We start from the raw sequence: 19,020 nt of genomic DNA, 5'->3' as shown, positions 1-19,020 counted from the left end.
CGGAGGGACGCCGCGCCGTCAGGCGGATCGTGGAGCCGCGGCCGTGAACCCCGCGACCGCGCTCGCCACCGTGCTGGCCGACGAACTCGTCCGCTGCGGCGTGACCGACGTCGTCCTCGCGCCGGGATCGCGCTCCGCGCCGCTCGCGCTGGCCATGCACGCCGAGTCCCGTCTCAGGCTGCACGTGCGCATCGACGAGAGGTCGGCCTCCTTCCTCGCGCTCGGGCTGGCGAAGCGGTCCGAGCGGCCGGTGGCGGTGATCTGCACGTCGGGCACGGCGGCGGCGAACTTCCACCCGGCCGTCATCGAGGCCTCGGAGTCGGGTGTGCCGCTGCTCGTGCTGACCGCCGACCGGCCGGCCGAGTTGCGAGGCACCGGCGCCAACCAGACCATCGACCAGGTCAAGCTGTACGGCTCGGCCGTACGGTGGTACGCCGAGATCGGCGTGCCGGAGGATCGGCCGGGCCAGGTGGCCTACTGGCGGTCGCTCGCCGGCCGGGCCTACCAGCGGGCGCTCGGCCCGTCCGACCCGGGACCGGTCCACCTGAACGTGGCGTTCAGGGAGCCGCTGATCCCGGACGGCGACACGACGTGGTGCGAGTCGCTCGACGGCGACGCCGGAGGCGCGTGGATCAGGGCCAGGGTCGCGCCGCCCTCGTCCGCCCTGCACATCCCGCCCACCCGCAGGGGCGTCCTCGTCGTGGGCGACGGCGCACCCGGTGTCCGGCGCTACGTCGCGGCGGCGGGGATGGCCGGCTGGCCGGTCCTGTCGGAGCCCAACGGCGGCGGCCGGTACGGCGACCACGCCATCTCGGCCTATCACTTCCTCCTGTCCGACCCGGAGTTCGCGCGGGCCCACCGGCCCGACGTGGTGGTGACCCTCGGCCGTCCGGGCCTGTCCCGGCCCCTGATGTCGTGGCTGCGGCGGGCCGACGAGCACATCGTCGTCGCCACCGACCTCACCCGCTGGCCCGATCCCACCAGGTCGGCCACGCAGGTGGCCCAGGCCGTGGAGATCCCCATCGCGGCGGGCGACGACTCGTGGCTGCGTTCCTGGCGGCAGGCCGACCATGTGGCCAGGGAGGCGATCGACGGCGTCCTCGGCTCAGCGGGGCTGACGGAGCCGCGCCTCGCCCGTGACCTCGCCGGACTGCTCCCCAACGGTTCGCTGTTCTTCTGCGGGTCCTCGACGCCGATCAGGGAACTCGACCAGACCATGCGGCCCCGCCGCGGGCTGCGCCTGATGGCCAACCGGGGGGCGTCGGGGATCGACGGCCTCGTCTCCACGGCCATGGGCGCCGCGCTCGCCCACAACGGCCCCACGTACGCGCTGATCGGCGACCTGACGTTGCTGCACGACCAGAACGGGCTGGTGCTCGGCCCGCGTGAGCCGCGGCCCGACCTGTGCCTGGTCGTCGTGAACAACGACGGCGGAGGGATCTTCTCGTTGCTGCCGCAGGCCGCTCTCGAGGGGCCGTTCGAGCGGGTCTTCGGCACGCCGCACGGGGTGGACCTCGGCTACGTCGCGGCGGCGAGCGGGGTGCCGCACACGCTCGTGGAGGACATCGACGACCTGCCGAGGGCGATCAAGGGGGATGGTCTCCGGATGGTCGAGGTGCGCACGGACCGCGCGGAGAACGCGGCCGTCCACGTCGCGATGCGCGACGCCGTGCGGGAGGCGATGCGCGCCTAGGCCTCGTCCTCGTGGCCGATCCCCGTTGGTCCCCGAGAGGGATGCGCCGCCCCGGGCGCGGCGGCATGATGTACCTGGTTCGCCGGACAGAAGTGGAGTGACATGCACGTCGTCGACGAGTGGTTGCAGACCATTCCCTCTGTCTGGGTCTACGTTCTCGTGGGCCTGGTGGTCGGTCTCGAGAGTCTCGGGATCCCCCTTCCGGGAGAGATCGTGCTGGTGAGCGCCGCGTTGCTGGCGGCCCAGGGCGTGGTCCATCCCCTCGTCGTCGGGATCTGCGCCAGCGCGGGGGCGATCGTGGGCGACTCGATCGGCTACGTCATCGGGCGCAAGGGCGGGCAGCCGCTGTTCGATCGGCTCGGCAGGCGCTTCCCCAAGCATTTCGGGCCGGCTCACATCGCCAAGGCGGAGCAGGTCTTCCACCGGTGGGGCATGTGGGCGGTGTTCTTCGGCCGGTTCGTCGCCTTGCTGCGCATCCTCGCCGGACCTCTCGCCGGGGCGCTGCGCATGCCGTACTGGCGCTTCGCCGTCGCGAACATCCTGGGCGGCGTCCTGTGGGCGGGCGGCACCACGGCGGGCGTCTACTACCTGGGCGTGGTGGCCGACAAGTGGATGAAGAACTTCTCCTGGGCCGGCCTGGGCGTCGCGGTGGTCTTCGGCATCGCGACCACGATGTGGCTGAAGCGCAAGGCGGCCAAGTCGGTCGCCGCCGAGGAGGAGCAGGCCGCCGCGACCGAGGCCGTCGGCGCCTGACCTCGCACGGGGGCTACCGCTCGATCAGCGTCACCTCGAGGGAGTAGTGCGACGCACGGTAGACGTGCGATCCGTGCTCGACGGCCTTTCCCTGGTCGTCGTACGTCGTGCGGACCATCGTGATCAGCGGCGCGCCCCGGCGCTCGCCGAGCAGCCGGGCCTCCGCCGGGCTCGCGACCTTCGCGCCGATCCGCTGGTTGGCGACCCTCAGCCGGACCCCCGCGGCCCGGAGCACCTCGTAGAGGCCGCGCTCCTCCAGCGCCGCCGCGGTGAGGGTGGCGGGCCCCGGCGGCAGCCAGTTGTGGAGGATTGCGAGCGGCTCACCTGAGGCGTAGCGGAGCCGTTCGATCCTGAGCACCTCCGCCCCGGTGGTGAGACCGAGCACCTGGGCGATGCTCTCGTCGGAGGCGACGGTGTCGATGGCGAGCACGCTGGTCGCGGGCTCCTGGCCGGCCCGCCGGAGGTCGTCGTAGAGGCTCGTCAGCTCGACCGAGCGCTTCACCTGGCCGTGCACGACCTGCGTGCCGACTCCCCGTTTGCGGACGAGCAGCCCCTTGTCGACGAGGTACTGGATCGCCTGGCGGACCGTCGGCCGGGACAGGCCCAGGCGGTCGGCGAGCAGGATCTCGTTGTCGAGCCGGGAACCGGGCGGGAGGTCGCCGCGCCTGATGGCCTCGGAGATCTGTTCGGCGACCTGGAAGTAGAGGGGCACCGGGCTCGACCGGTCGAGGTCGATCTGGAGCTCGCTCATGTTCTCCTCCTCAGCCGGATCGATCTTACCGAGCGCAGAATGTCCGGACAAAGAACACGGGCAAGAAAGTCCTCCGATACCTGGTTGTCAACTGCGCGGATGTCGCCGCTAATGAATCTACTATGTAAAGGCGCCGGGCGGGGTCCGCGCGGCCGCACATCCCGAGAAACCGATCGGCGACGGGCCAGCCGCACGCACGAAGGCGCGCCGGGGGTCATGATTGCGGAACACCGGACACTCGGATCACTGGACACGGAGAAGGAGAAGCCTGATGGCGGAAGGCCTGGTGCTGCCGGAGGACCCGTTCCACCGGCGGCTGCACCGCATCGCACCCGCCGCGCTCACATCGGAGACGGCGCAGACGTCGGGAATGTACCGCCAGGCCGCCATCAGCGGCGCCAGCGTGCACTCCGAGCGGCTGTGGATGGGACAGGCCCGCGTCGCACCGGCGACGATCTCGGCCAACCACCACCACGGTGATTCCGAGACCGCCATCTACATCGTCAGCGGGACTCCGTCATTCGTCTTCCTCGACGTGGAGGGGGAGGAAGAACGTGAGACCCGGATCGACACCCGGCCGGGCGACTTCATCTTCGTCCCGCCGTTCGTGCCGCATCGCGAGGAGAACCCCGACCCCGGCAACGAGGCGGTCGTCGTCATCGCGCGTAGCACCCAGGAGGCCATCGTGGTCAACCTGCCGGACCTGCGATGGGAGGGCCCGGTGGCCCGGGGGCATGACGGGCGCGTCGGCTGAGCCGGCGGGTGTGTAGCCTGACGCGGTGGCCGCGCCGTACCTGACGATCAAGAACATCACCGAGCACGAGATCGAGGTCCGCCGTTCGCGCTTCATCTGCGCCCTCGCTCCGGCGGGAACCGAGGAGGCGGCCCGCGAGTTCATCGCCGGGATCAGGCGCCGGCATGCCGACGCCACGCACAACTGCACGGCGTACATCATCGGCGACCGGGTCCGGAAGGCGGACGACGACGGTGAGCCGGGAGGTACGGCGGGCACGCCCATGCTGGAGATGCTCGGCCGCCGGGGCTTCGCCGACGTCGTCGCCGTGGTCACCCGGCATTTCGGTGGGGTGCTGCTGGGCGCGGGCGGTCTCGCCCGGGCGTATGGCGGTGCCGTGGGGGAGACGCTCGACCGCGCGGAGAGCGTCGCGATGGTCCCGGCGACGGTCGCCACGGTGACGATCGACCACGCCCACGCGGGGCGCCTGGACAACGACCTGCGGGCCTCGCCGTACGCGTTGCGGGGCGTGGCCTACGGGCCGGGCGTCACCTTCGAGGTCGCCGTCGCGCAGGAGAGGGTTCCGGCCTTCGAGGAGTGGCTGGCGACCGTCACCGCCGGACGTGCCGTGGTGACGCTCGGGGGCCTGGTCTACCTGGCCGGCTGAGCGAACGCGGGCCGGCGGATCAGGGCCTGCCGGTTCCGGCGGGTCCGGGCCCGGCTCCGGACCCGCGGTTCGGCGGCGGGCCTCAGCCCTCCAGGGCGTACTGCATGGCGCGGAACTTCGCCTGCGCCTCGGCGAGCTCCGCGACGGGATCGGACCCGCCCATGATGCCGCAGCCGGCGAACAGGCGGGCGCGGTCGCCGGAGACCTCGGCACAGCGCAGGGCGATGCCCCACTCACCGTCGCCGCGCGAGTCGATCCATCCCACCGGTCCCGCGTATCGGCCGCGGTCCATGCCCTCCAGCTCGCGGATGACGCTCAGCGCCTTCGCCGTGGGCGTGCCTCCGACGGCGGCGGTGGGGTGCATGGCCGCCACCACGTCGAGCACCGAGGCGCCGTCGGACAGGCGGCCGGTCACCCGGCTGGCGAGGTGCTGCACGTTGGGCAGCACGAGCAGCTCCGGCTTGTCCGGCACGTCGAGGGCGGCGCAGAGGGGTGCCAGCGCCTCCCTGACGGACACGACCGCGCAGACGTGCTCATAGCGGTCCTTCTCCGAGGCGAGCAACGCCTCGCCGCGGGCGGCGTCGTCGGCGGGGCCCGACCCGCGCGCGATGGTGCCCGCGAGGACCAGCGACTCGATCGACTGGCCCTTGTGGCGGACGAGGAGCTCAGGGGTGGCGCCGACGAGCCCGTCGACGGAGAAGGTGTAGCACTCCGGATACCGCGAGGCCAGCCGGGACAGCAGCACCCGGATGTCGATCTCCCGGTCCGCCGTGGCCAGGAGGTCGCGGGCCAGCACCACCTTGTCCAGCGTGCCGCCCTTGATCTTCCGTACGGCTCTCGCGACCCTTTCCTGCCACTCGGGGGCGGTCAGCGAGCCGTCGCCGTACGTGATCCCCCGGGCGGTGACTAACGGGGCGACGGCGTCGGACCCGGCGTCGCCGACCGTGGTGAGCCAGGCGCGGCCACCGGAGCGGGCGAGGATCACCTGGGGGACCACCAGGGTGGAGCCCTCGGCGTTGGCGTCGAAGGTGAACGACCCGAACGCCACGGGGCCGGATCCCGGCATCCCGACCTCGTCGTCGATCCACGCGTCGTCGAAGACCGACGACAACCACTCACGCGCCCACTGGAAGCGGCCGGGGCCCGGCGGGACCGTGGCGCGGGCGGCCTCTCCCCAGCCCACGAGACCCTCGCCATGCCTCACCCAGGCGTACGGCCCCGCGCCGGGAAGGCGCGAGAGCAGATTGTCCGGATCGCTCACGGCGATCGTGCGAACCGTGAGGGGGCGGATCAGCGCGACACTCATTTGCCTCACTTTACGCAGGAACTGAACACGTTCGACACCGACCCCCGAACGCCGGGACGGCCGTGTCAAGCACCGATAGGGACTTGGTCATGGAAGGCTCGGCTCTCCTTGTGGTCATAGAGCGATCCCCGGGGTGATCCCTAACTTTGGTCTCCCGGAGGTGCTCATGATCAAGAAGATCACATCGGTCGTCGTCGCGTCGGTCCTCGTCGGAGCCGGCACGGCCCACGCGCAGACGCTGCCGCAGGCGATGCCCAGGGTAATGGCCGCGCTGGGGGACTCTATTAGTTCTGGATTCAATGCTTGTGGCTGGTATGTGTCGTGTACGTCACGCTCGTGGGCGGCGGGTGACAATCCGGGCGTCGACAGTCACTACCTGCGACTGCTGGCGCAGGGGCCGGCGATCAACGGGCACAACCTGAACTTCGCCGTACCCGGCGCGACGAGTGCCGACCTCCTGGCGCAGGCCCGCCAGGCGGTGGCCAGGGGCGCCGAGTACGTGACGATCCTGATCGGAGCGCAGGACGCCTGCAGAGATTCGGAGGCGGCCATGACGCCGGTCGCCACCTACCGCCAGCGGATCGACGCCGCGCTCGCGGTCCTGCGGACCACGGGCGCCCGCGTCTTCGTCGCCAGCGTTCCCGACCTGAAGCGTCTGTGGCGGGTGGGCAAGGACAACGCCTGGGCCCGTGCGTTCTGGGCCCTCGGCCGGATCTGCCCGTCGATGCTGGCGAACGCGGCGTCCCTCAGCAAGACCGACGAGGCGCGCCGGGACCGGGTCCGCGAGCGGGTGATCGCCTACAACGAACAGCTCAGCCAGGCGTGCGCCCTGTACGGCACGGCCTGCCGGTACGACGGCGGCGCGGTCTTCTCCTTCCCCTTCACGCTGAGGCACCTGAGCGGCTGGGACTACTTCCACCCCAACGCCGAGGGACAGAAGGCCCTCGCCGCGATCACCTTCGACGCCGGGTTCGTCCCCTCGGCGACGCAACCCTGAGTCCCGGAGACACCGCGGCAGCGGTGGGATCGACCCACCGCTGCCGGCCCTTCGACGTTCGGTCAGAAGGTCAGAAGATGAGCGCTGTAGGGCCCACGGACATCAGGTCGCCGTGCTGGAGCACACCATGTTCGAACCGATGTAGACCGGCACGCCGTCCCTGACCTGATAGACATCGGTGATCGTGCAGACAGTCACCACCCAGAAGGTTCGGATCCCGCCGCCGCCCGGCAGGGGCTCGCTGTAGATGCCGCCCGGGTAGACCGTGCCACCGGAGTTGCCACCTCGGGGCGTGGCCGTGGTCTTCTTCGGCATGTCGGTCGGCCGGCACACCGCTCCGGCGGTCATGAGCCGCTGGTTCTTCTGGGCTCGCTGCCCGACCTGTGACGCCCAGTCGGAGTGGACGATCTCGTAGCCCGCCGCGTTCCACTCACCGCTGTTCACGGCCGCGATCATCTTCTTGAACGTCAGGAATTTCGCGCCGCCCATTGCGAACGCCATGTCGATCAGCACCACCTGCCTGGCCGACGACAACTGGTCGAAGTTCGGTATCGCGGTGCGGAGGGTCTTGACCGCGGCGTTCCAGTCGTTAACGAACAATGTGGTGATCTGGAATTGTGTCAGGTTCTGGGTGCCTGCCCGCACCGCGTCGTAGTCGGCTCCGACAGCGGTGATCGTCTCACGGGCGCCGGCCCGGTTGAGATTGAATCCGATGCCCACGGTCGGGTTCGGCGGGGTGGCGCTGTCAGGGTAAACGTGGGCGTTGCCGGCGAGCCCGTAGGGGCCTTCGTTGTAGGCCACGTAGGCCTGCATCTGCTCAAGCGTCATCTGCTGGCCCTGATCTTCCGGGTTCTCCGGTGCCGTGGGATCAGTGCCTTCGACGGGAATCGCCATACCGCCGCCGGCGCAGGGCGCGGCGGCGAGAGCGGGTGCGGCCATGGTGGTCGTCGCCACGAGGCTCGAGAGGACGAGCGCGGCGGTCGCGATGACGGTCGACAGGAGTTTTCGGCGGGCGGAGGTGCGGATGGCCATGAATGTCCCTTACGTGGAGGGGCTGACCCGCACATCGTTATACTGGACGGGCGTCCAGTTAACGACAGAACTTTGTGATCTTCACTTATCGGAGATGTCCAATGTCGTCATTGCGACCGACCGTAGGAGCTGCATTTCTCCGCGTAGGCCGCCTTCTGGGCGGAGGCCCTCGGCTACGAGGTCGTGGAGGACCATGGCCGGCCCCGAGGGCGACGAGTTCGACGTGCAGTGAGTCCCACAGCGACAGCCGGGAGGCGGGTCAGAGCCAGCCGTTGTGGCGGGCGGTCCTGGCCGCCTCGATCCGGTTGCGCGTCCCGGTCTTGCCGATCGACGACGACAGGTAGTTGCGGACCGTGCTCTCCGACAGGTGGAGGCGCAGCGCGATGTCGGCGATGGTCGAGCCGTCGGACGCCGCGGCGAGCACGTCACGCTCCCGGTCGGTCAGCGGGCTCGACCCGGCGCTGAGCGCGGCCGCGGCCAGCGCCGGGTCGATGACCCGCTCGCCTTGGAGCACCCGGCGGATCGCGGTGGCCAGTTCCTCGACGGGGCCGTCCTTGACGAGGAAGCCGTAGGCGCCCGCCTCCATCGCCCGCCGCAGGTATCCGGGCCTGCCGAACGTGGTGAGGATCACGACCCGGCAGGCCGGCAGGCGGTCGCGCAGGTCGGCCGCCGCGTCGAGCCCGGTGCGGCCGGGCATCTCGATGTCCAGCAGGGCCACGTCGGGCCGCTCCTCCAGGGCGGCCGTGACGACGTCGTCACCGGACGCCACCTGGGCGACGACCTCGATGTCGTCCTCCAGGCCGAGAAGCAGGGCCAGGGCGCCCCGCATCATGCCCTGGTCCTCCGCCAGCAGAACCTTGATCACGCGTTCTCTCCCTGCTCGGGCAGCGTCACGCGGAGCAGGAAGCCGCCGCCGGGCCGCGGCCCGGCGTCCAGCGTCCCGTCCGCCGCGGCCACCCGCTCGCCGAGCCCGACGAGGCCGTTGCCGCGGCGGGCCGGGCCGGTCGCGGACGCGCCGTCGTCACGGACCTCGAGCACGAGGTCGCCCGATCCGCCCAGGTCGATCTCGCACGAGCGCGCGCCGCTGTGGCGGATGACGTTGGTCACCCCCTCGCGTACGGCCCAGCCGAGCAGGGCGTCGGTCTCCGGCGGGAGCCGTACGACGGGGGTGCGGATCGTGAGGTCGATGTCCGCGTCGGCGAGCACCGCGCGGGCCGACTCCAGCTCGGCGGTCAGCCCCCGCCCGCGATAGCCGGTGACGGCCGCGCGGACCTCGGTGAGCGCCTCCCGCCCGATCTGCTCGATGTCCGCGGCCTGCCGGGCGGCCCCGTCCGGATCCTTGTGGGCCAGGCGGCGTACGGCCTCCGCCTTCACGACCATGACCGACAACGTGTGCCCGAGGAGGTCGTGGAGGTCCCGGGAGAAGCGCAGTCTCTCTTCGGACACGGCGGCGTGGGCGAGCTCCTCCCGGGTGTGCTTGAGCTCCCTGATGGCGTCCCACAGCCGGATCATGATGGCCGGGATGAGCCCCGCCGTGAACAGCCCCCACATCAGGAACACGGTGTCGCCGACACCGGCTCCGGCGGCGAGTTGCAAGCCGAGAGCGGTCAGGACGAGTGCGATCAGCAGGACGGGGAGCCAGCGTCCCTGCACGGCCACCCCCATGGCGATCGCGAGCATGACCAGGAGGTAGGTCCAGTTGCCGTGGAAGAACACGGCGGCGGCGATCGTCGTCGCGGCCAGTAGCGGCAGGAAGAGGCGCTCCGCCCGGCGCGAGCCGGCGAAGGCGAGCTGGACGGTGACGATGTAGAGCACGGCGCAGACCGCCGTCACCGCCCAGGCGGCCCAGAGCGGATGGGACCGCCCGTGCGCGATGTCCCACACGGGGCCGCCGGCGAGGATGACCCAGATGTACATGCCCTTGGCGTCCGGGCCCTGCTCGTCCTCGCCGAGCGGGTTCAGCCAGCTCTCTTCGACCGGTCTTCTGTTCTGCTTCATCGGCTGCGATCGTCCCACAGGCGTCACGCGGTCCGGCCCGCGCGGCGGTAGCCGTACCGGGCGTAGAGGCCGAACACGACCAGCCATCCGCACAGGATCGCGATCGCGCGCGGCCCGGGAGCCGTGCCGGAGGCGACGTCCCAGGAGAGTGCGGCGTAGCTGTTCGACGGCGTCCATTCGGCTATCGCGCGCAGCCAGCCGGGGAATCCGGCGGTGGGGACCCAGAGGCCCCCGACGATGGACAGGCCGAGGAGCGCCGCGATGTTGGCCATGGCGGCGGTCTGCCCGGTGAGGTTGTAGCCGTTGCCGAGCCCGAGCAGTGAGAACGGGACCGTCCCCGCCCACAGCAGTCCCACGATGGCGAGCCACTGCCCGGCGCTCAGCGTGACGTGGTTGACGAGCACACCGGTGAGCAGGACGGCCGCGATGCTGGGCACGACTCCGAGCACGCCGGTGATGACCTTGCCGCTCACCACCTGGGCCGGCGCCAGCGGGGTGAGGCGCAACTGCCGCAGCCAGCCGGCGGCCCGATCCTCGGCGATGCCGCTGCCGTTGTTGAACGCGCCGCCGAGCGCCCCGTACGCGGCCATGCTGACCATCGTGACGATCGCGCCGGCGTGCTTGTCGCCGGGGGCGAGGGCGAGATTGGAGAGCACGAGGTACATGACGACGGGGGAGGCGATCCCGAAGATGATGAAGCCGCCGTCCCTGATGGTCCTGAGCAGCTCGAGCCTGATGTAGCCGAACATCACACGGTCTCCTTGGCGGTGAGGGCGACGAAGGCGTCCTCGAGGTCGGCGGGGGTCACTTCGAGATTCCGTACGGCTCCCGCCTGGGCGAGGGCCATCACGGTGGCGTCAGGATCGGCGCTGCGCAGGTGCACCCGGTCACCCCTGACCTCCAGGCGGGTCACGCCGGGAAGGTCGCCGAGCCAGGCGACCTCGCCGACGGCCGTCACGCTCACCGTGGTGAGGGCGACGATCTTCTTGATGTCCGTGCTGGTGCCGTCCGCGACCACGTGGCCCCGGTCGACGACCACGACGCGGTCGGCCTGCTCGTCGGCCTCGTCGAGGTAGTGGGTGGAGAACAGGACGGTCTTGCCCCGGCCGGTCAGCGTCCGCATGCCGTTCCAGAACTCCCGCCGCGCCTCCACGTCGAGGGCTGCGGTCGGCTCGTCGAGCACGATCAGGTCGGGGTCGCCGACCAGTGCCATGGCGAAGCGCACCCGCTGGGCCTGGCCACCGGAGAGCTTGTCCACCCGCCGGTTCTCCAGGCCGGTCATCTGCGCCAGCGCGAGCACCTGCTCCAGGGGCAGCGGCGCGCGATAGGTGCCCGCGATGAAGGTGAGCAACTCGCGGATCGTGACGCGGGGGATGAGCCCGCCCTCCTGGGGCATCGCGCCCGCGAGGCCCTGCCGTACGGCCTGGCCGGGGTCGATGCCGAAGATGGCGGTCTTCCCGGAGTCCGGGGGGATCAGGCCGAGGAGCATGCCGATCGTGGTCGACTTGCCGGCGCCGTTCGGGCCGAGGAGGGCCACGGTCTGGCCCCGGGGGATGGCGAGGGTGAGGCCGTCGACGGCGCGGACGGCTCCGAAGCTCTTGGTCACCGCGGTCAGTGACACAGCGTCGATTTCCATGAGGACAACGCTAGAAAGGCGTGATCGTCGCCAGTAGATCCATCGATCCGCGCTTCGATGGGACAAAAGTCCTCAGGGAATACCGGCGGATCTGCCGCGCGCTTATCGTGTAATCAAGTAAGCAGCACTGGCGGGAGGTCCTGTGGCGCTCGACGCGTACTCCCAGATCGTCTCCTCGGTCGCCGCCGAGCTCACCCCGAAGGTCGCGGCCGTCACGGCCGGGCGGGGGAGCGGGTCGGCGGTCGTCTTCACCTCGGACGGCTTCCTGCTCACCAACGCCCACGTGGTCGGCCGCGCGAAGACCGGCACGGTCGCGTTCTCCGACGGCGTCTCAGGCGACTTCACCGTCGTGGGCGCCGACCCGCTGTCGGACCTGGCCGTGATCCGCGCGCTCGGGACGACCCCGCGACCCGCCGTGCTGGGCGACAGCGACGCCCTGGTCGTCGGGCAGTTGGTCGTCGCCGTCGGCAATCCCCTCGGCCTGGCCGGGTCGGTGACCGCGGGCGTCGTGTCCGCGCTCGGGCGGTCGCTGCCTGCCAGGAGCGGCTCCGCCGTGCGACTGATCGAGGACGTCATCCAGACGGACGCCGCGCTCAATCCGGGCAACTCCGGGGGAGCCCTGGCCGACGCCGACGGCCACGTCGTCGGGATCAACACGGCGGTGGCGGGCGCGGGCCTCGGGCTCGCGGTGCCGATCAACTCCACCACCCGCTCGATCATCGCCGCGCTGATGAGCGACGGCCGGGTCCGGCGCGCCTACCTGGGGCTGGTGACGACGCCGGCGCCGCTCCCGCCCGACATCCGCGAACGCGTCGCGCAGCGCAGCGCGCTGCGGGTGATGGAGGTCGTGCCCGGATCCCCCGCGGCCAGGGCGGGCCTGCGCGCGGGCGACCTGATGCTGACCGCGGGCAGGACGCCGGTGGAGGACGCCCAGGGCCTGCAGCGGCTGATGTTCGCCGACGCGATCGGGAAACCGCTGCCGATCACGGTCCTGCGCAACGACGCGCTCGTCGACGTCATCGCCGAACCGGTCGAGCTCGGCCTGTCCACGATCTGATCCGAGGCCGCACGCGGCCTCGGATCAGCCGATGCCCGCGAGAAGCGACGCCAGGTCGGCGGGCCGGGAGAACATCGGCCAGTGACCCGTCGGCAGGGAGAGCAGCTCCCACTCCGGGCCCGACAGCGCCGCGAAGAACGGGTGTCCTGCGGCGATCATCGCGTTGACCTTGTCGAGAGGGAATGAGCAACTGATGAGCGTCTTGGGCAGTTTGTCGAAGGCGCCGGTGAGGATCAGCGGTTGCGTGATCGTGCCGATGGGCTGATCGGTGGCCCGGGCGGACATGAGCTCCCGCTCGCGGGGTCCCAGCCCTTCGAGGCTCACCTCCGAGCCTGCGAACTCCTCCCACGCGGGGAACGGGTACCGCCACCCGTCGGCCGCGTTCGCCTCGACGGCCTCGCGGCCGGTGAGGTCGATCTGCGCGACCCCGGACGGCACCGGCCCGCTGTCGACATAGACGACGCGGCCGATCCGGTCCGCCGCCCTGTCGGCCGCTCCGGTGACCGCGGCGCCGCTGCCGCTGTGCCCGACCAGGACGACGTCGCGCAGGTCCTCGAAGGCGAGCAGATTCGTGATGTCGGAGATGTGGGTGTCGAGGTCCAGATCCGGTGACGCCAGGTGCGAGCGCTCGGCGAGGCCGGTGAGAGAGAGCGGGAAGACGCTGTGCCCGGCCGCGCGCAGCGGAGCCGCCACGCCCTGCCACGCCCAGGCGCCGAGCCAGAAACCAGGAACGAGTACGTATGTCGTCATGAGTCGACGGTAGGACCGAATCCGGTCAGAATCGGTCCTGATATGTCGACGAATCGTGTGCTCGCCTTCCTGGAACTCCTCCAGGCCCGCCCCGGCCTCACCGGCCCGGAGATCGCCGCGCGCCTCGAGGTGGGCGAGCGCACCGTCAGGCGCTACGCCGTACGGCTGTGCGACCTGGGCGTGCCCGTCGAGGCCGGGCGCGGCCGCTACGGCGGCTACCGCCTGACGCCGGGATACAAACTGCCGCCGCTGATGCTGACCGACGACGAGGCGACGGCCGTGGTGCTGGGCCTGCTGTCCGGGCGGCGCACGGGACTGTCGGTGGGGGAGACGGCGACCGAGAGCGCGCTCGCCAAGATCCAGCGGGTTCTGCCGAAGGACCTGCGCGAGCGGGTGGGCGCGGTGCAGGAGATCGTCGCGCTCACGACGCGGGCGGCCGGGAATCACCGGCCGAGCGCCGCGGCACTGCTCACGCTCGCGGAGGCGGTCCGGCGCCGCCGGCGAGTACGGCTGGCCTACCGCTCCTTCAAAGGGGAGGACAGCGAGCGGGACCTCGACCCCTACGGCCTGGTCTTCCACTCCGGCAGGTGGTACACGACCGGCCTCGATCACCGCAGCGGGCAGGTGCGGACCTTCCGCGTCGACCGGGTCGCGGGGGCGCATGTCACCGAGGCGACGTTCTCCCCGCCGGGACGGTTCGATCCGGTGGGCCACGTCATGGAGTCTCTGGCCGCCGTGCCGTACCGGCACGAGGTCGAGGTCGTGCTGGCCACGACGCCTGAGGAGGCGCGGCGGCGGATCCCCGCCTCCGTGGCCACGCTCGTCCCGGACGAAGGCGGCACGCGGATGACCGGCCGGGCCGAGCGGCTGGACGGCATGGCGCAGTTGCTGGCCGGGCTCGGCTGGCCGTTCACCGTGATCAGGCCGGACGGGCTCAGGGACGAGGTCAGGGCGCTGGCCCGGCGCCTCCTGATGTTCGCGGAGACGCCGAAGCCGGGCTCACCTCGGCTGGACGAGTGACGCGAGGAGGTCCTCCCACCTCTTGCCGATGATCTCCATGTCGTAGCCCGCCGCGGTCTTCACCGCGTGGGCGCCGAGCGTGCCGCGCAGGCTCTGGTCCTCGATGACCGTGCAGATGGCGTCGGCGAGGGCCTCGACGTCGCCCATGTCGACCACGAGCCCGTCGTGGCCGCTCGTGATCAGCTCGGCGGGCCCGGTGGGGCAGTTGAAGCTCACGACCGGCAGGCCCTTGCTCATGGCCTCGAGGAGGACCATCGGCATGCCTTCGAGGCGTGAACTCAGCACGAACATCGACGCCTTGGCCATCTCCGAGCCGACATCCGTGGCCGCGCCCTCCAGGACGACCTTGCTGGTGAGCCCGTGCTCTTCGATGGACGCCAGCAACTTGCCGCGCTTGCGCCCGCTGCCGAAGATGCGCATGGTCCAGTCGGGGTGGCGTGCCGCGACGTGCACCCAGGTCCGGATCAGCAGGTCATGGCCCTTGGCGTGGGTGAGACGGCCCACGGTGATGGCCGTCTTTCCGGTGAGCGGGGAGATGCCGCCGTTGAGAGCCGTCACCGCGTTCGGCATCTGGGTGAGGACCTTCGGCCTGCTGAGCAGCGCGGCGTCGTAGGCCACGAGGTCGGTCTCCGTCAGCGTGACGAGGGCGTCGAGCTTGCCGTACCGGCGGACGATCTGCCGGCGCACCGGCTTCTTGTGGGACGCGAGGTTGAGGTGCTCCTGTCCCACGGTGACGACCTCGGGCGGCGCGAACAGTGCGGTGAGGAGGTTCAGGGCGGGCCGGGTGCTGATGAGGATGCCCTCGCGGCGTGAACGGATGTACCGGATCAGTTTGATCTCGGCTGCGAGCGTGAACGAGTCGGAGGCCGCCTCCTCCCTCGGGACGAGGACGCCGGGGATCCGCGACAGGAAACCCTTGCGCCCGGACACCCGATCGTCGAGGTAGCGCACCCGGACACCTGGCGGGATGGGGAAGAAGGGTTTCTCACGGGCCCTGACCACGCTGACGACCTCGACGTCGTGGGTCCGGGCGAGGTGGCCGGCCAGGTTGAAGACCGTGCGGATGGTGCCGCCCATACCGTTGGCGTGCAGGAGCAGGATCCGGATCTGACGGTCACTCGGCGGCGGCGCCGAGCGGGCGCGCTGCCAGTCGCGGGCACTCATGGCCGCGAGGAGCGTCCGCCGGACCACGTTGAGCAACGACCGGAGCACTGCCCGGCCTGCCTTCTTCGCGACGCGGCCTGGATGGACGAAGGTATATGACAAGTCATGCCTCGTTTATCTCGTGTTCAAATTCCCCTTCCTGAGACGCGATCAAGGCGTCTCGCGTTGGTGTGATATACGTCACACTCGATGCCAGATCGTGGTGGTCGTGACGGGTGCGTTCTCCAGCGGCGCAGGCACCATGTGCCGCCCGGCCGGCTGAAATCGATCCCGGGGCAGGTAGGAGCATGCGCGCTCAGGATCGCCGACCAGCACCACGCCGCCTGCCCGCTCCAGGAAGGGCATGACCCGGCGGGCGAGAGGGCGCTCGTAGAAGACGTCCCCCGCGAGGATCACATCCTCCGCGGGCGTCGAATCGAGCAGATCGCCTCCCCGGACCGTCACCGCCACCGCGTTGGCGCGTGCGTTCAGGGCCGCTGCGGCGAGGGCGTGCGGGTCGACGTCGTTGGCGATCACCCGGGCCGCGCCCGCCATGGCGGCGGCGACGGCGACCAGGCCCGAGCCGGTGGCCAGATCGAGCACCGTGCGGCCGCGCACGAGTTCCGGGTTGTCGAGGACGTGGCGGGCGAGGGCCTGGCCGCCCGCCCAGGCGTAGGCCCAGAACGGCAGCCGCCCCAGTCGCTCCCACATCTCGTAGAGCCGGTCGTCCGCCTCCTCGCCGGTCGCCGCCCCCGGGTTCCCACCGGCGGGGGGATCGGCGGCCTGGTGGCCGCGTGCGCCCGCGGCCGTCGGCCCGGCGTCGGCCGCGAGGTCGCCCGGCGGGGCGGTGCCCGGGCGGGCCAGGTGCAGCCGGATCTCCGGCACGTACGGCACGGCCCCGAGCGCCGTATGGGCGCGGATGAACCGGTCGAACCCACCCGGATCGTCGAACTCGGTGTACTCCTCCACGGCGGGCGATCGTATCGGGCCGGATCCCGTGGTCATGGCGCGCGGAGGTCTCAGATGAGGGTGAGTTGCTCCGGCGCCGGAGGTGCGGCGGGCCGCGGCCGCGGGGTGATCCGCCGGGCGTCGCGGGCGTTCGTCCTGCCGATGCCGTATCGCCGGGCGAGTGCCTCCACCTCCCGGCGGACGCGCTCCTGGTAGGCCTTGGGGGCGTACGCGCCTCTGCCGTACAACTCCAGGTAGCGGGGCACGAGGCGCGGGTGTTCGCGGGAGAGCCAGGCCATGAACCACTCCCGCGCGCCGGGGCGCAGGTGGAGCGTGATGGGGGCGACGTGCGTCGCGCCGCTGTCCGCGATGCGTTCGACGGTCTCCGAGAGCATCGCGGGCGAGTCGGTGAGATACGGGAGGATCGGGGCCATCAGGACGCCGCAGCGGATGCCGTGGTCGTTGAGGGTGGCGCAGACCTCCAGTCGCTTGCGCGGATGGGGCGTGCCCGGCTCGACCGCGCGCCACAGGGCGTCGTCGACGAAGCCGACGGACACGGACGTGCTGACGTCGGTCACCTCGGCGGCCTCGACGAGGAGGTCGAGGTCGCGGAGGATGAGGGACCCCTTGGTGAGGATGGAGAACGGGTTGGCGGCGTCCCTGAGGGCCGCCAGGATGCCGGGCATCAGCCTGTACCGGCCCTCGGCCCGCTGGTAGCAGTCGACGTTGGTGCCCATCGCTATGTGGTGGCCCGCCCACTTCGGGGCGGCGAGTTCCCTGCGGACCAGATCGGGGGCGTTGACCTTGACGATGATCTTCGAGTCGAAGTCCTCCCCCGATCCGAGATCCAGGTATTCGTGGGTCTTCCTGGCGAAGCAGTAGGTGCACGCGTGGCTGCACCCCCGGTAGGGGTTGATCGTCCATTCGAAGGGCACCCGGCTCGCTCCCGGGACGCGGTTGATGATCGACCGGGCGCGGACCTCGTAGAACGTGATGCCGCGGAAATCGGGCGTGTCGAATGTCCTCGCGACCGCGTTCCGCGCGAACAGCGGAGTGGCCGCCGTGTCCGCATCGTGATCGGTCAGACGCAGATTGTCCCAGCGCATTCCTTGATTGGAACAAAAGTTCGATGAAGATCGCAACTCACAACGCGCGGGTAAATACGGGCTCTCGAAAGCGGCTAACGATCTTCATCGTTGGGCAGAACGTCCGCACACACCTTGCGTTCCGGGGAGGTGCGCCATGGCCTGGTCGCAGGACGAAGCGCGGATGCTGGCGATGATCGAGCGGCATCTCACCGATGAGGATCCCCGCCTCGCGGCCCGGCTCGAGTCGTTCAACGAGCGCGTGGAGCGACGCTCGCAGGGACGGCGCGCGACACCGGCCCGCGCGAGGCGGCCCCAGCGCTCCACGGTGATCATCATCGTGAGCTGGCTCCTGATCGCCACATTGATCGCCACGTTACTGGTCATGGCCATCCGGAACGACGCCGCCGCGTTCCCCATGTGAGCCAGGTCGCAGTTCCGGGCAACCTCGCCCTCGGGGGCCGGGATCCGGTGTTCCTGGGAGTAGCAGGGACAGGATCTTTCGCCGCCACGCACATAACGTGGAAGGCATGGACGAAGGCAACTCGCTGGGGGAATTCCTGCGGGCGCGGCGGGAGCTGGTGCGCCCGGAGGACGTCGGGCTGCCTGCCATGGGGCGCCGCCGGGTGCCCGGCCTGCGCCGCGAGGAGCTCGCCATGCTGGCGGGCATCAGCATCGACTACTGCGTCCGGTTGGAGCAGGGCCGCGACCAGCACCCGTCCGAGCAGGTGCTCGACGCGCTGGCCCAGGCGCTGCGACTCGACGCCGACGGCATCGCCCACCTGTACCGGCTCGCGCGTCCCACGACACGCCGGCGCGCGCAGCGCAAGCCCGAGCGGGTGCCGTCAGGCATTCAGCAGCTCGTCATGTCGTGGTCGGACACCCCCGCCTACGTCCACAGCCGCCACCTGGACGTCCTGCTCGCCAACCCCCTGGCGACGGCGTTGTCGCCCATCTACGCCCGGGGAGTGAACCAGGTGCGGGCCGCGTTCCTCGACCCCGCCGTGCGGGTCCTCTACCGCGACTGGGAGAAGATCACCGCGAGCACCGTGGCGGGTCTGCGTGCGCTCGTCGGCGATGAGACGCACGACGCGCGTGTCGCCGAACTGGTGGGAGAGCTGTCGGTGTGCAGCGAGCGGTTCCGGCGCCTGTGGGCCCGTCAGGACGTCAAGCCGAGAAGCAGCGGGATCTCGCACCTGGACCATCCCCAGGTCGGACCGCTCGAACTGCGCTTCGAGAAACTGGCCGTCGTCGGCACGGAGGGCCAGGTCCTGGTCGTCTACCATGCCGAGCCGGGAAGCGCCTCCGAGCAGGGGCTGGCCCTGCTGTCCGGACTCGCCGGCGGTTCCCGGCCGGTCGAGTGGTCCGGACGGGCGAAATCGGACAACTAGCGCCCGGCCTGGCCGGGCCCCGCGCAGGCCTGTCCGGATGAGCCCTTACCGGGGCGCGGA

At 70.9% G+C, this 19,020-nt stretch carries 20 protein-coding genes; 9 read left to right on the top strand and 11 right to left on the bottom strand.

Features of this window, described 5'->3' with window-relative positions:
- Positions 1-43: 43 nt before the first annotated feature.
- Together menD and Psi02_RS23970 are read left to right on the top strand one after the other, a co-directional pair.
- A complete protein-coding gene (gene menD, locus Psi02_RS23975; protein ID WP_203977858.1) occupies positions 44-1,693 on the top strand; it encodes a 2-succinyl-5-enolpyruvyl-6-hydroxy-3-cyclohexene-1-carboxylic-acid synthase in 1,650 nt (549 codons plus the stop codon).
- A 102-nt stretch (positions 1,694-1,795) separates the two neighbouring features.
- On the top strand, positions 1,796-2,446 hold the full coding sequence (locus Psi02_RS23970; protein WP_203977856.1) for a DedA family protein: 651 nt from the start codon (positions 1,796-1,798) through the stop codon (positions 2,444-2,446).
- A gap of 13 nt (positions 2,447-2,459) precedes the next feature.
- On the opposite strand, the gene Psi02_RS23965 is transcribed toward Psi02_RS23970, so the two are convergent.
- Positions 2,460-3,197 (bottom strand): GntR family transcriptional regulator, encoded by a 738-nt coding sequence (locus Psi02_RS23965; protein WP_203977853.1) that lies wholly within the window; start codon positions 3,195-3,197, stop codon positions 2,460-2,462.
- A gap of 271 nt (positions 3,198-3,468) precedes the next feature.
- Here Psi02_RS23965 and Psi02_RS23960 point away from each other — a divergent pair, with 271 nt between their 5' ends.
- Both Psi02_RS23960 and Psi02_RS23955 read left to right on the top strand, forming a co-directional pair.
- Positions 3,469-3,951: a cupin domain-containing protein gene (locus Psi02_RS23960; RefSeq protein ID WP_203977852.1), complete on the top strand. Its 483-nt coding sequence runs from the start codon at positions 3,469-3,471 to the stop codon at positions 3,949-3,951.
- Between the two features lie 25 nt (positions 3,952-3,976).
- Positions 3,977-4,597, top strand: coding sequence for an IMPACT family protein (locus Psi02_RS23955; protein ID WP_203977850.1), 621 nt, complete (start codon positions 3,977-3,979; stop codon positions 4,595-4,597).
- Between the two features lie 82 nt (positions 4,598-4,679).
- Here Psi02_RS23955 and Psi02_RS23950 read toward each other — a convergent pair whose 3' ends face one another.
- Positions 4,680-5,903 carry an isochorismate synthase gene (locus tag Psi02_RS23950; RefSeq protein ID WP_203977848.1) on the bottom strand — a complete coding sequence of 408 codons (1,224 nt, stop codon included), beginning with the start codon at positions 5,901-5,903 and terminating at the stop codon, positions 4,680-4,682.
- Between the two features lie 166 nt (positions 5,904-6,069).
- Between Psi02_RS23950 and Psi02_RS23945 the strand changes: the two genes are divergently transcribed.
- Complete coding sequence (locus tag Psi02_RS23945) at positions 6,070-6,900, top strand: SGNH/GDSL hydrolase family protein (protein WP_203977846.1); 831 nt, start codon at positions 6,070-6,072, stop codon at positions 6,898-6,900.
- A gap of 102 nt (positions 6,901-7,002) precedes the next feature.
- Here the strand turns inward: Psi02_RS23945 and Psi02_RS23940 are convergent, their stop codons facing one another.
- The 5 genes from Psi02_RS23940 to Psi02_RS23920 all read right to left on the bottom strand — a co-directional run bounded on the left by Psi02_RS23940 (position 7,003) and on the right by Psi02_RS23920 (position 11,566).
- Positions 7,003-7,932 (bottom strand): lysozyme family protein, encoded by a 930-nt coding sequence (locus tag Psi02_RS23940; RefSeq protein WP_203977844.1) that lies wholly within the window; start codon positions 7,930-7,932, stop codon positions 7,003-7,005.
- A 259-nt stretch (positions 7,933-8,191) separates the two neighbouring features.
- Positions 8,192-8,797: a response regulator transcription factor gene (locus Psi02_RS23935; RefSeq protein WP_203977842.1), complete on the bottom strand. Its 606-nt coding sequence runs from the start codon at positions 8,795-8,797 to the stop codon at positions 8,192-8,194.
- Complete coding sequence (locus tag Psi02_RS23930; protein ID WP_203977840.1) at positions 8,794-9,930, bottom strand: sensor histidine kinase; 1,137 nt, start codon at positions 9,928-9,930, stop codon at positions 8,794-8,796. Before Psi02_RS23930 ends, Psi02_RS23935 begins: the two co-directional genes overlap by 4 nt.
- Before the next feature lie 23 nt (positions 9,931-9,953).
- Positions 9,954-10,679, bottom strand: coding sequence for an ABC transporter permease (locus Psi02_RS23925; RefSeq protein ID WP_203977838.1), 726 nt, complete (start codon positions 10,677-10,679; stop codon positions 9,954-9,956).
- Positions 10,679-11,566: an ABC transporter ATP-binding protein gene (locus tag Psi02_RS23920; protein ID WP_203977836.1), complete on the bottom strand. Its 888-nt coding sequence runs from the start codon at positions 11,564-11,566 to the stop codon at positions 10,679-10,681. The genes Psi02_RS23925 and Psi02_RS23920 overlap by 1 nt, the downstream gene beginning before the upstream one ends.
- A 142-nt stretch (positions 11,567-11,708) precedes the next feature.
- Here Psi02_RS23920 and Psi02_RS23915 point away from each other — a divergent pair, with 142 nt between their 5' ends.
- Positions 11,709-12,623, top strand: coding sequence for a S1C family serine protease (locus Psi02_RS23915; protein ID WP_203977834.1), 915 nt, complete (start codon positions 11,709-11,711; stop codon positions 12,621-12,623).
- Between the two features lie 24 nt (positions 12,624-12,647).
- Here the strand turns inward: Psi02_RS23915 and Psi02_RS23910 are convergent, their stop codons facing one another.
- A complete protein-coding gene (locus tag Psi02_RS23910) occupies positions 12,648-13,373 on the bottom strand; it encodes an alpha/beta fold hydrolase (RefSeq protein ID WP_203977833.1) in 726 nt (241 codons plus the stop codon).
- A gap of 42 nt (positions 13,374-13,415) precedes the next feature.
- Here Psi02_RS23910 and Psi02_RS23905 point away from each other — a divergent pair, with 42 nt between their 5' ends.
- The gene (locus Psi02_RS23905; RefSeq protein WP_203977831.1) at positions 13,416-14,393 is read left to right on the top strand and encodes a helix-turn-helix transcriptional regulator; all 978 of its coding nucleotides are present in this window, start codon (positions 13,416-13,418) and stop codon (positions 14,391-14,393) included.
- On the opposite strand, the gene Psi02_RS23900 is transcribed toward Psi02_RS23905, so the two are convergent.
- From Psi02_RS23900 to Psi02_RS23890, 3 genes are all read right to left on the bottom strand, one after another.
- Positions 14,373-15,659 (bottom strand): glycosyltransferase family 4 protein, encoded by a 1,287-nt coding sequence (locus Psi02_RS23900; protein ID WP_239095103.1) that lies wholly within the window; start codon positions 15,657-15,659, stop codon positions 14,373-14,375. The two genes, Psi02_RS23905 and Psi02_RS23900, sit on opposite strands and share 21 nt — an antisense overlap.
- Positions 15,660-15,737: 78 nt before the next feature.
- A complete protein-coding gene (locus Psi02_RS23895; protein WP_203977829.1) occupies positions 15,738-16,505 on the bottom strand; it encodes a class I SAM-dependent methyltransferase in 768 nt (255 codons plus the stop codon).
- 50 nt (positions 16,506-16,555) lie between these two features.
- Entirely contained in the window at positions 16,556-17,590 is a 1,035-nt protein-coding gene (locus Psi02_RS23890; protein WP_203977827.1) for an Rv2578c family radical SAM protein, read from the bottom strand.
- A 136-nt stretch (positions 17,591-17,726) separates the two neighbouring features.
- Here Psi02_RS23890 and Psi02_RS23885 point away from each other — a divergent pair, with 136 nt between their 5' ends.
- Complete coding sequence (locus Psi02_RS23885; protein WP_203977825.1) at positions 17,727-17,993, top strand: DUF3040 domain-containing protein; 267 nt, start codon at positions 17,727-17,729, stop codon at positions 17,991-17,993.
- Positions 17,994-18,099: 106 nt separating this feature from the next.
- Positions 18,100-18,960 carry a helix-turn-helix transcriptional regulator gene (locus Psi02_RS23880; protein WP_203977823.1) on the top strand — a complete coding sequence of 287 codons (861 nt, stop codon included), beginning with the start codon at positions 18,100-18,102 and terminating at the stop codon, positions 18,958-18,960.
- Positions 18,961-19,020: the final 60 nt, after the last annotated feature.

The sequence above is a fragment of the Planotetraspora silvatica genome (genome assembly GCF_016863315.1).
Taxonomy (GTDB): domain Bacteria; phylum Actinomycetota; class Actinomycetes; order Streptosporangiales; family Streptosporangiaceae; genus Planotetraspora; species Planotetraspora silvatica.
This window is presented reverse-complemented; position numbering and strand designations above follow the sequence as displayed.

Coding starts and splice junctions, on each gene's coding strand:
- Psi02_RS23880 (WP_203977823.1), top strand. CDS start 18,100: ATGGACGAAGGCAACTCGCTGGGGGAATTCCTGCGGGCGCGGCGGGAG.
- Psi02_RS23950 (WP_203977848.1), bottom strand. CDS start 5,903: ATGAGTGTCGCGCTGATCCGCCCCCTCACGGTTCGCACGATCGCCGTG.
- Psi02_RS23965 (WP_203977853.1), bottom strand. CDS start 3,197: ATGAGCGAGCTCCAGATCGACCTCGACCGGTCGAGCCCGGTGCCCCTC.
- Psi02_RS23940 (WP_203977844.1), bottom strand. CDS start 7,932: ATGGCCATCCGCACCTCCGCCCGCCGAAAACTCCTGTCGACCGTCATC.
- Psi02_RS23905 (WP_203977831.1), top strand. CDS start 13,416: ATGTCGACGAATCGTGTGCTCGCCTTCCTGGAACTCCTCCAGGCCCGC.
- Psi02_RS23970 (WP_203977856.1), top strand. CDS start 1,796: ATGCACGTCGTCGACGAGTGGTTGCAGACCATTCCCTCTGTCTGGGTC.
- Psi02_RS23925 (WP_203977838.1), bottom strand. CDS start 10,679: ATGTTCGGCTACATCAGGCTCGAGCTGCTCAGGACCATCAGGGACGGC.
- Psi02_RS23945 (WP_203977846.1), top strand. CDS start 6,070: ATGATCAAGAAGATCACATCGGTCGTCGTCGCGTCGGTCCTCGTCGGA.
- Psi02_RS23885 (WP_203977825.1), top strand. CDS start 17,727: ATGGCCTGGTCGCAGGACGAAGCGCGGATGCTGGCGATGATCGAGCGG.
- Psi02_RS23890 (WP_203977827.1), bottom strand. CDS start 17,590: ATGCGCTGGGACAATCTGCGTCTGACCGATCACGATGCGGACACGGCG.
- Psi02_RS23920 (WP_203977836.1), bottom strand. CDS start 11,566: ATGGAAATCGACGCTGTGTCACTGACCGCGGTGACCAAGAGCTTCGGA.
- Psi02_RS23930 (WP_203977840.1), bottom strand. CDS start 9,930: ATGAAGCAGAACAGAAGACCGGTCGAAGAGAGCTGGCTGAACCCGCTC.
- Psi02_RS23960 (WP_203977852.1), top strand. CDS start 3,469: ATGGCGGAAGGCCTGGTGCTGCCGGAGGACCCGTTCCACCGGCGGCTG.
- Psi02_RS23910 (WP_203977833.1), bottom strand. CDS start 13,373: ATGACGACATACGTACTCGTTCCTGGTTTCTGGCTCGGCGCCTGGGCG.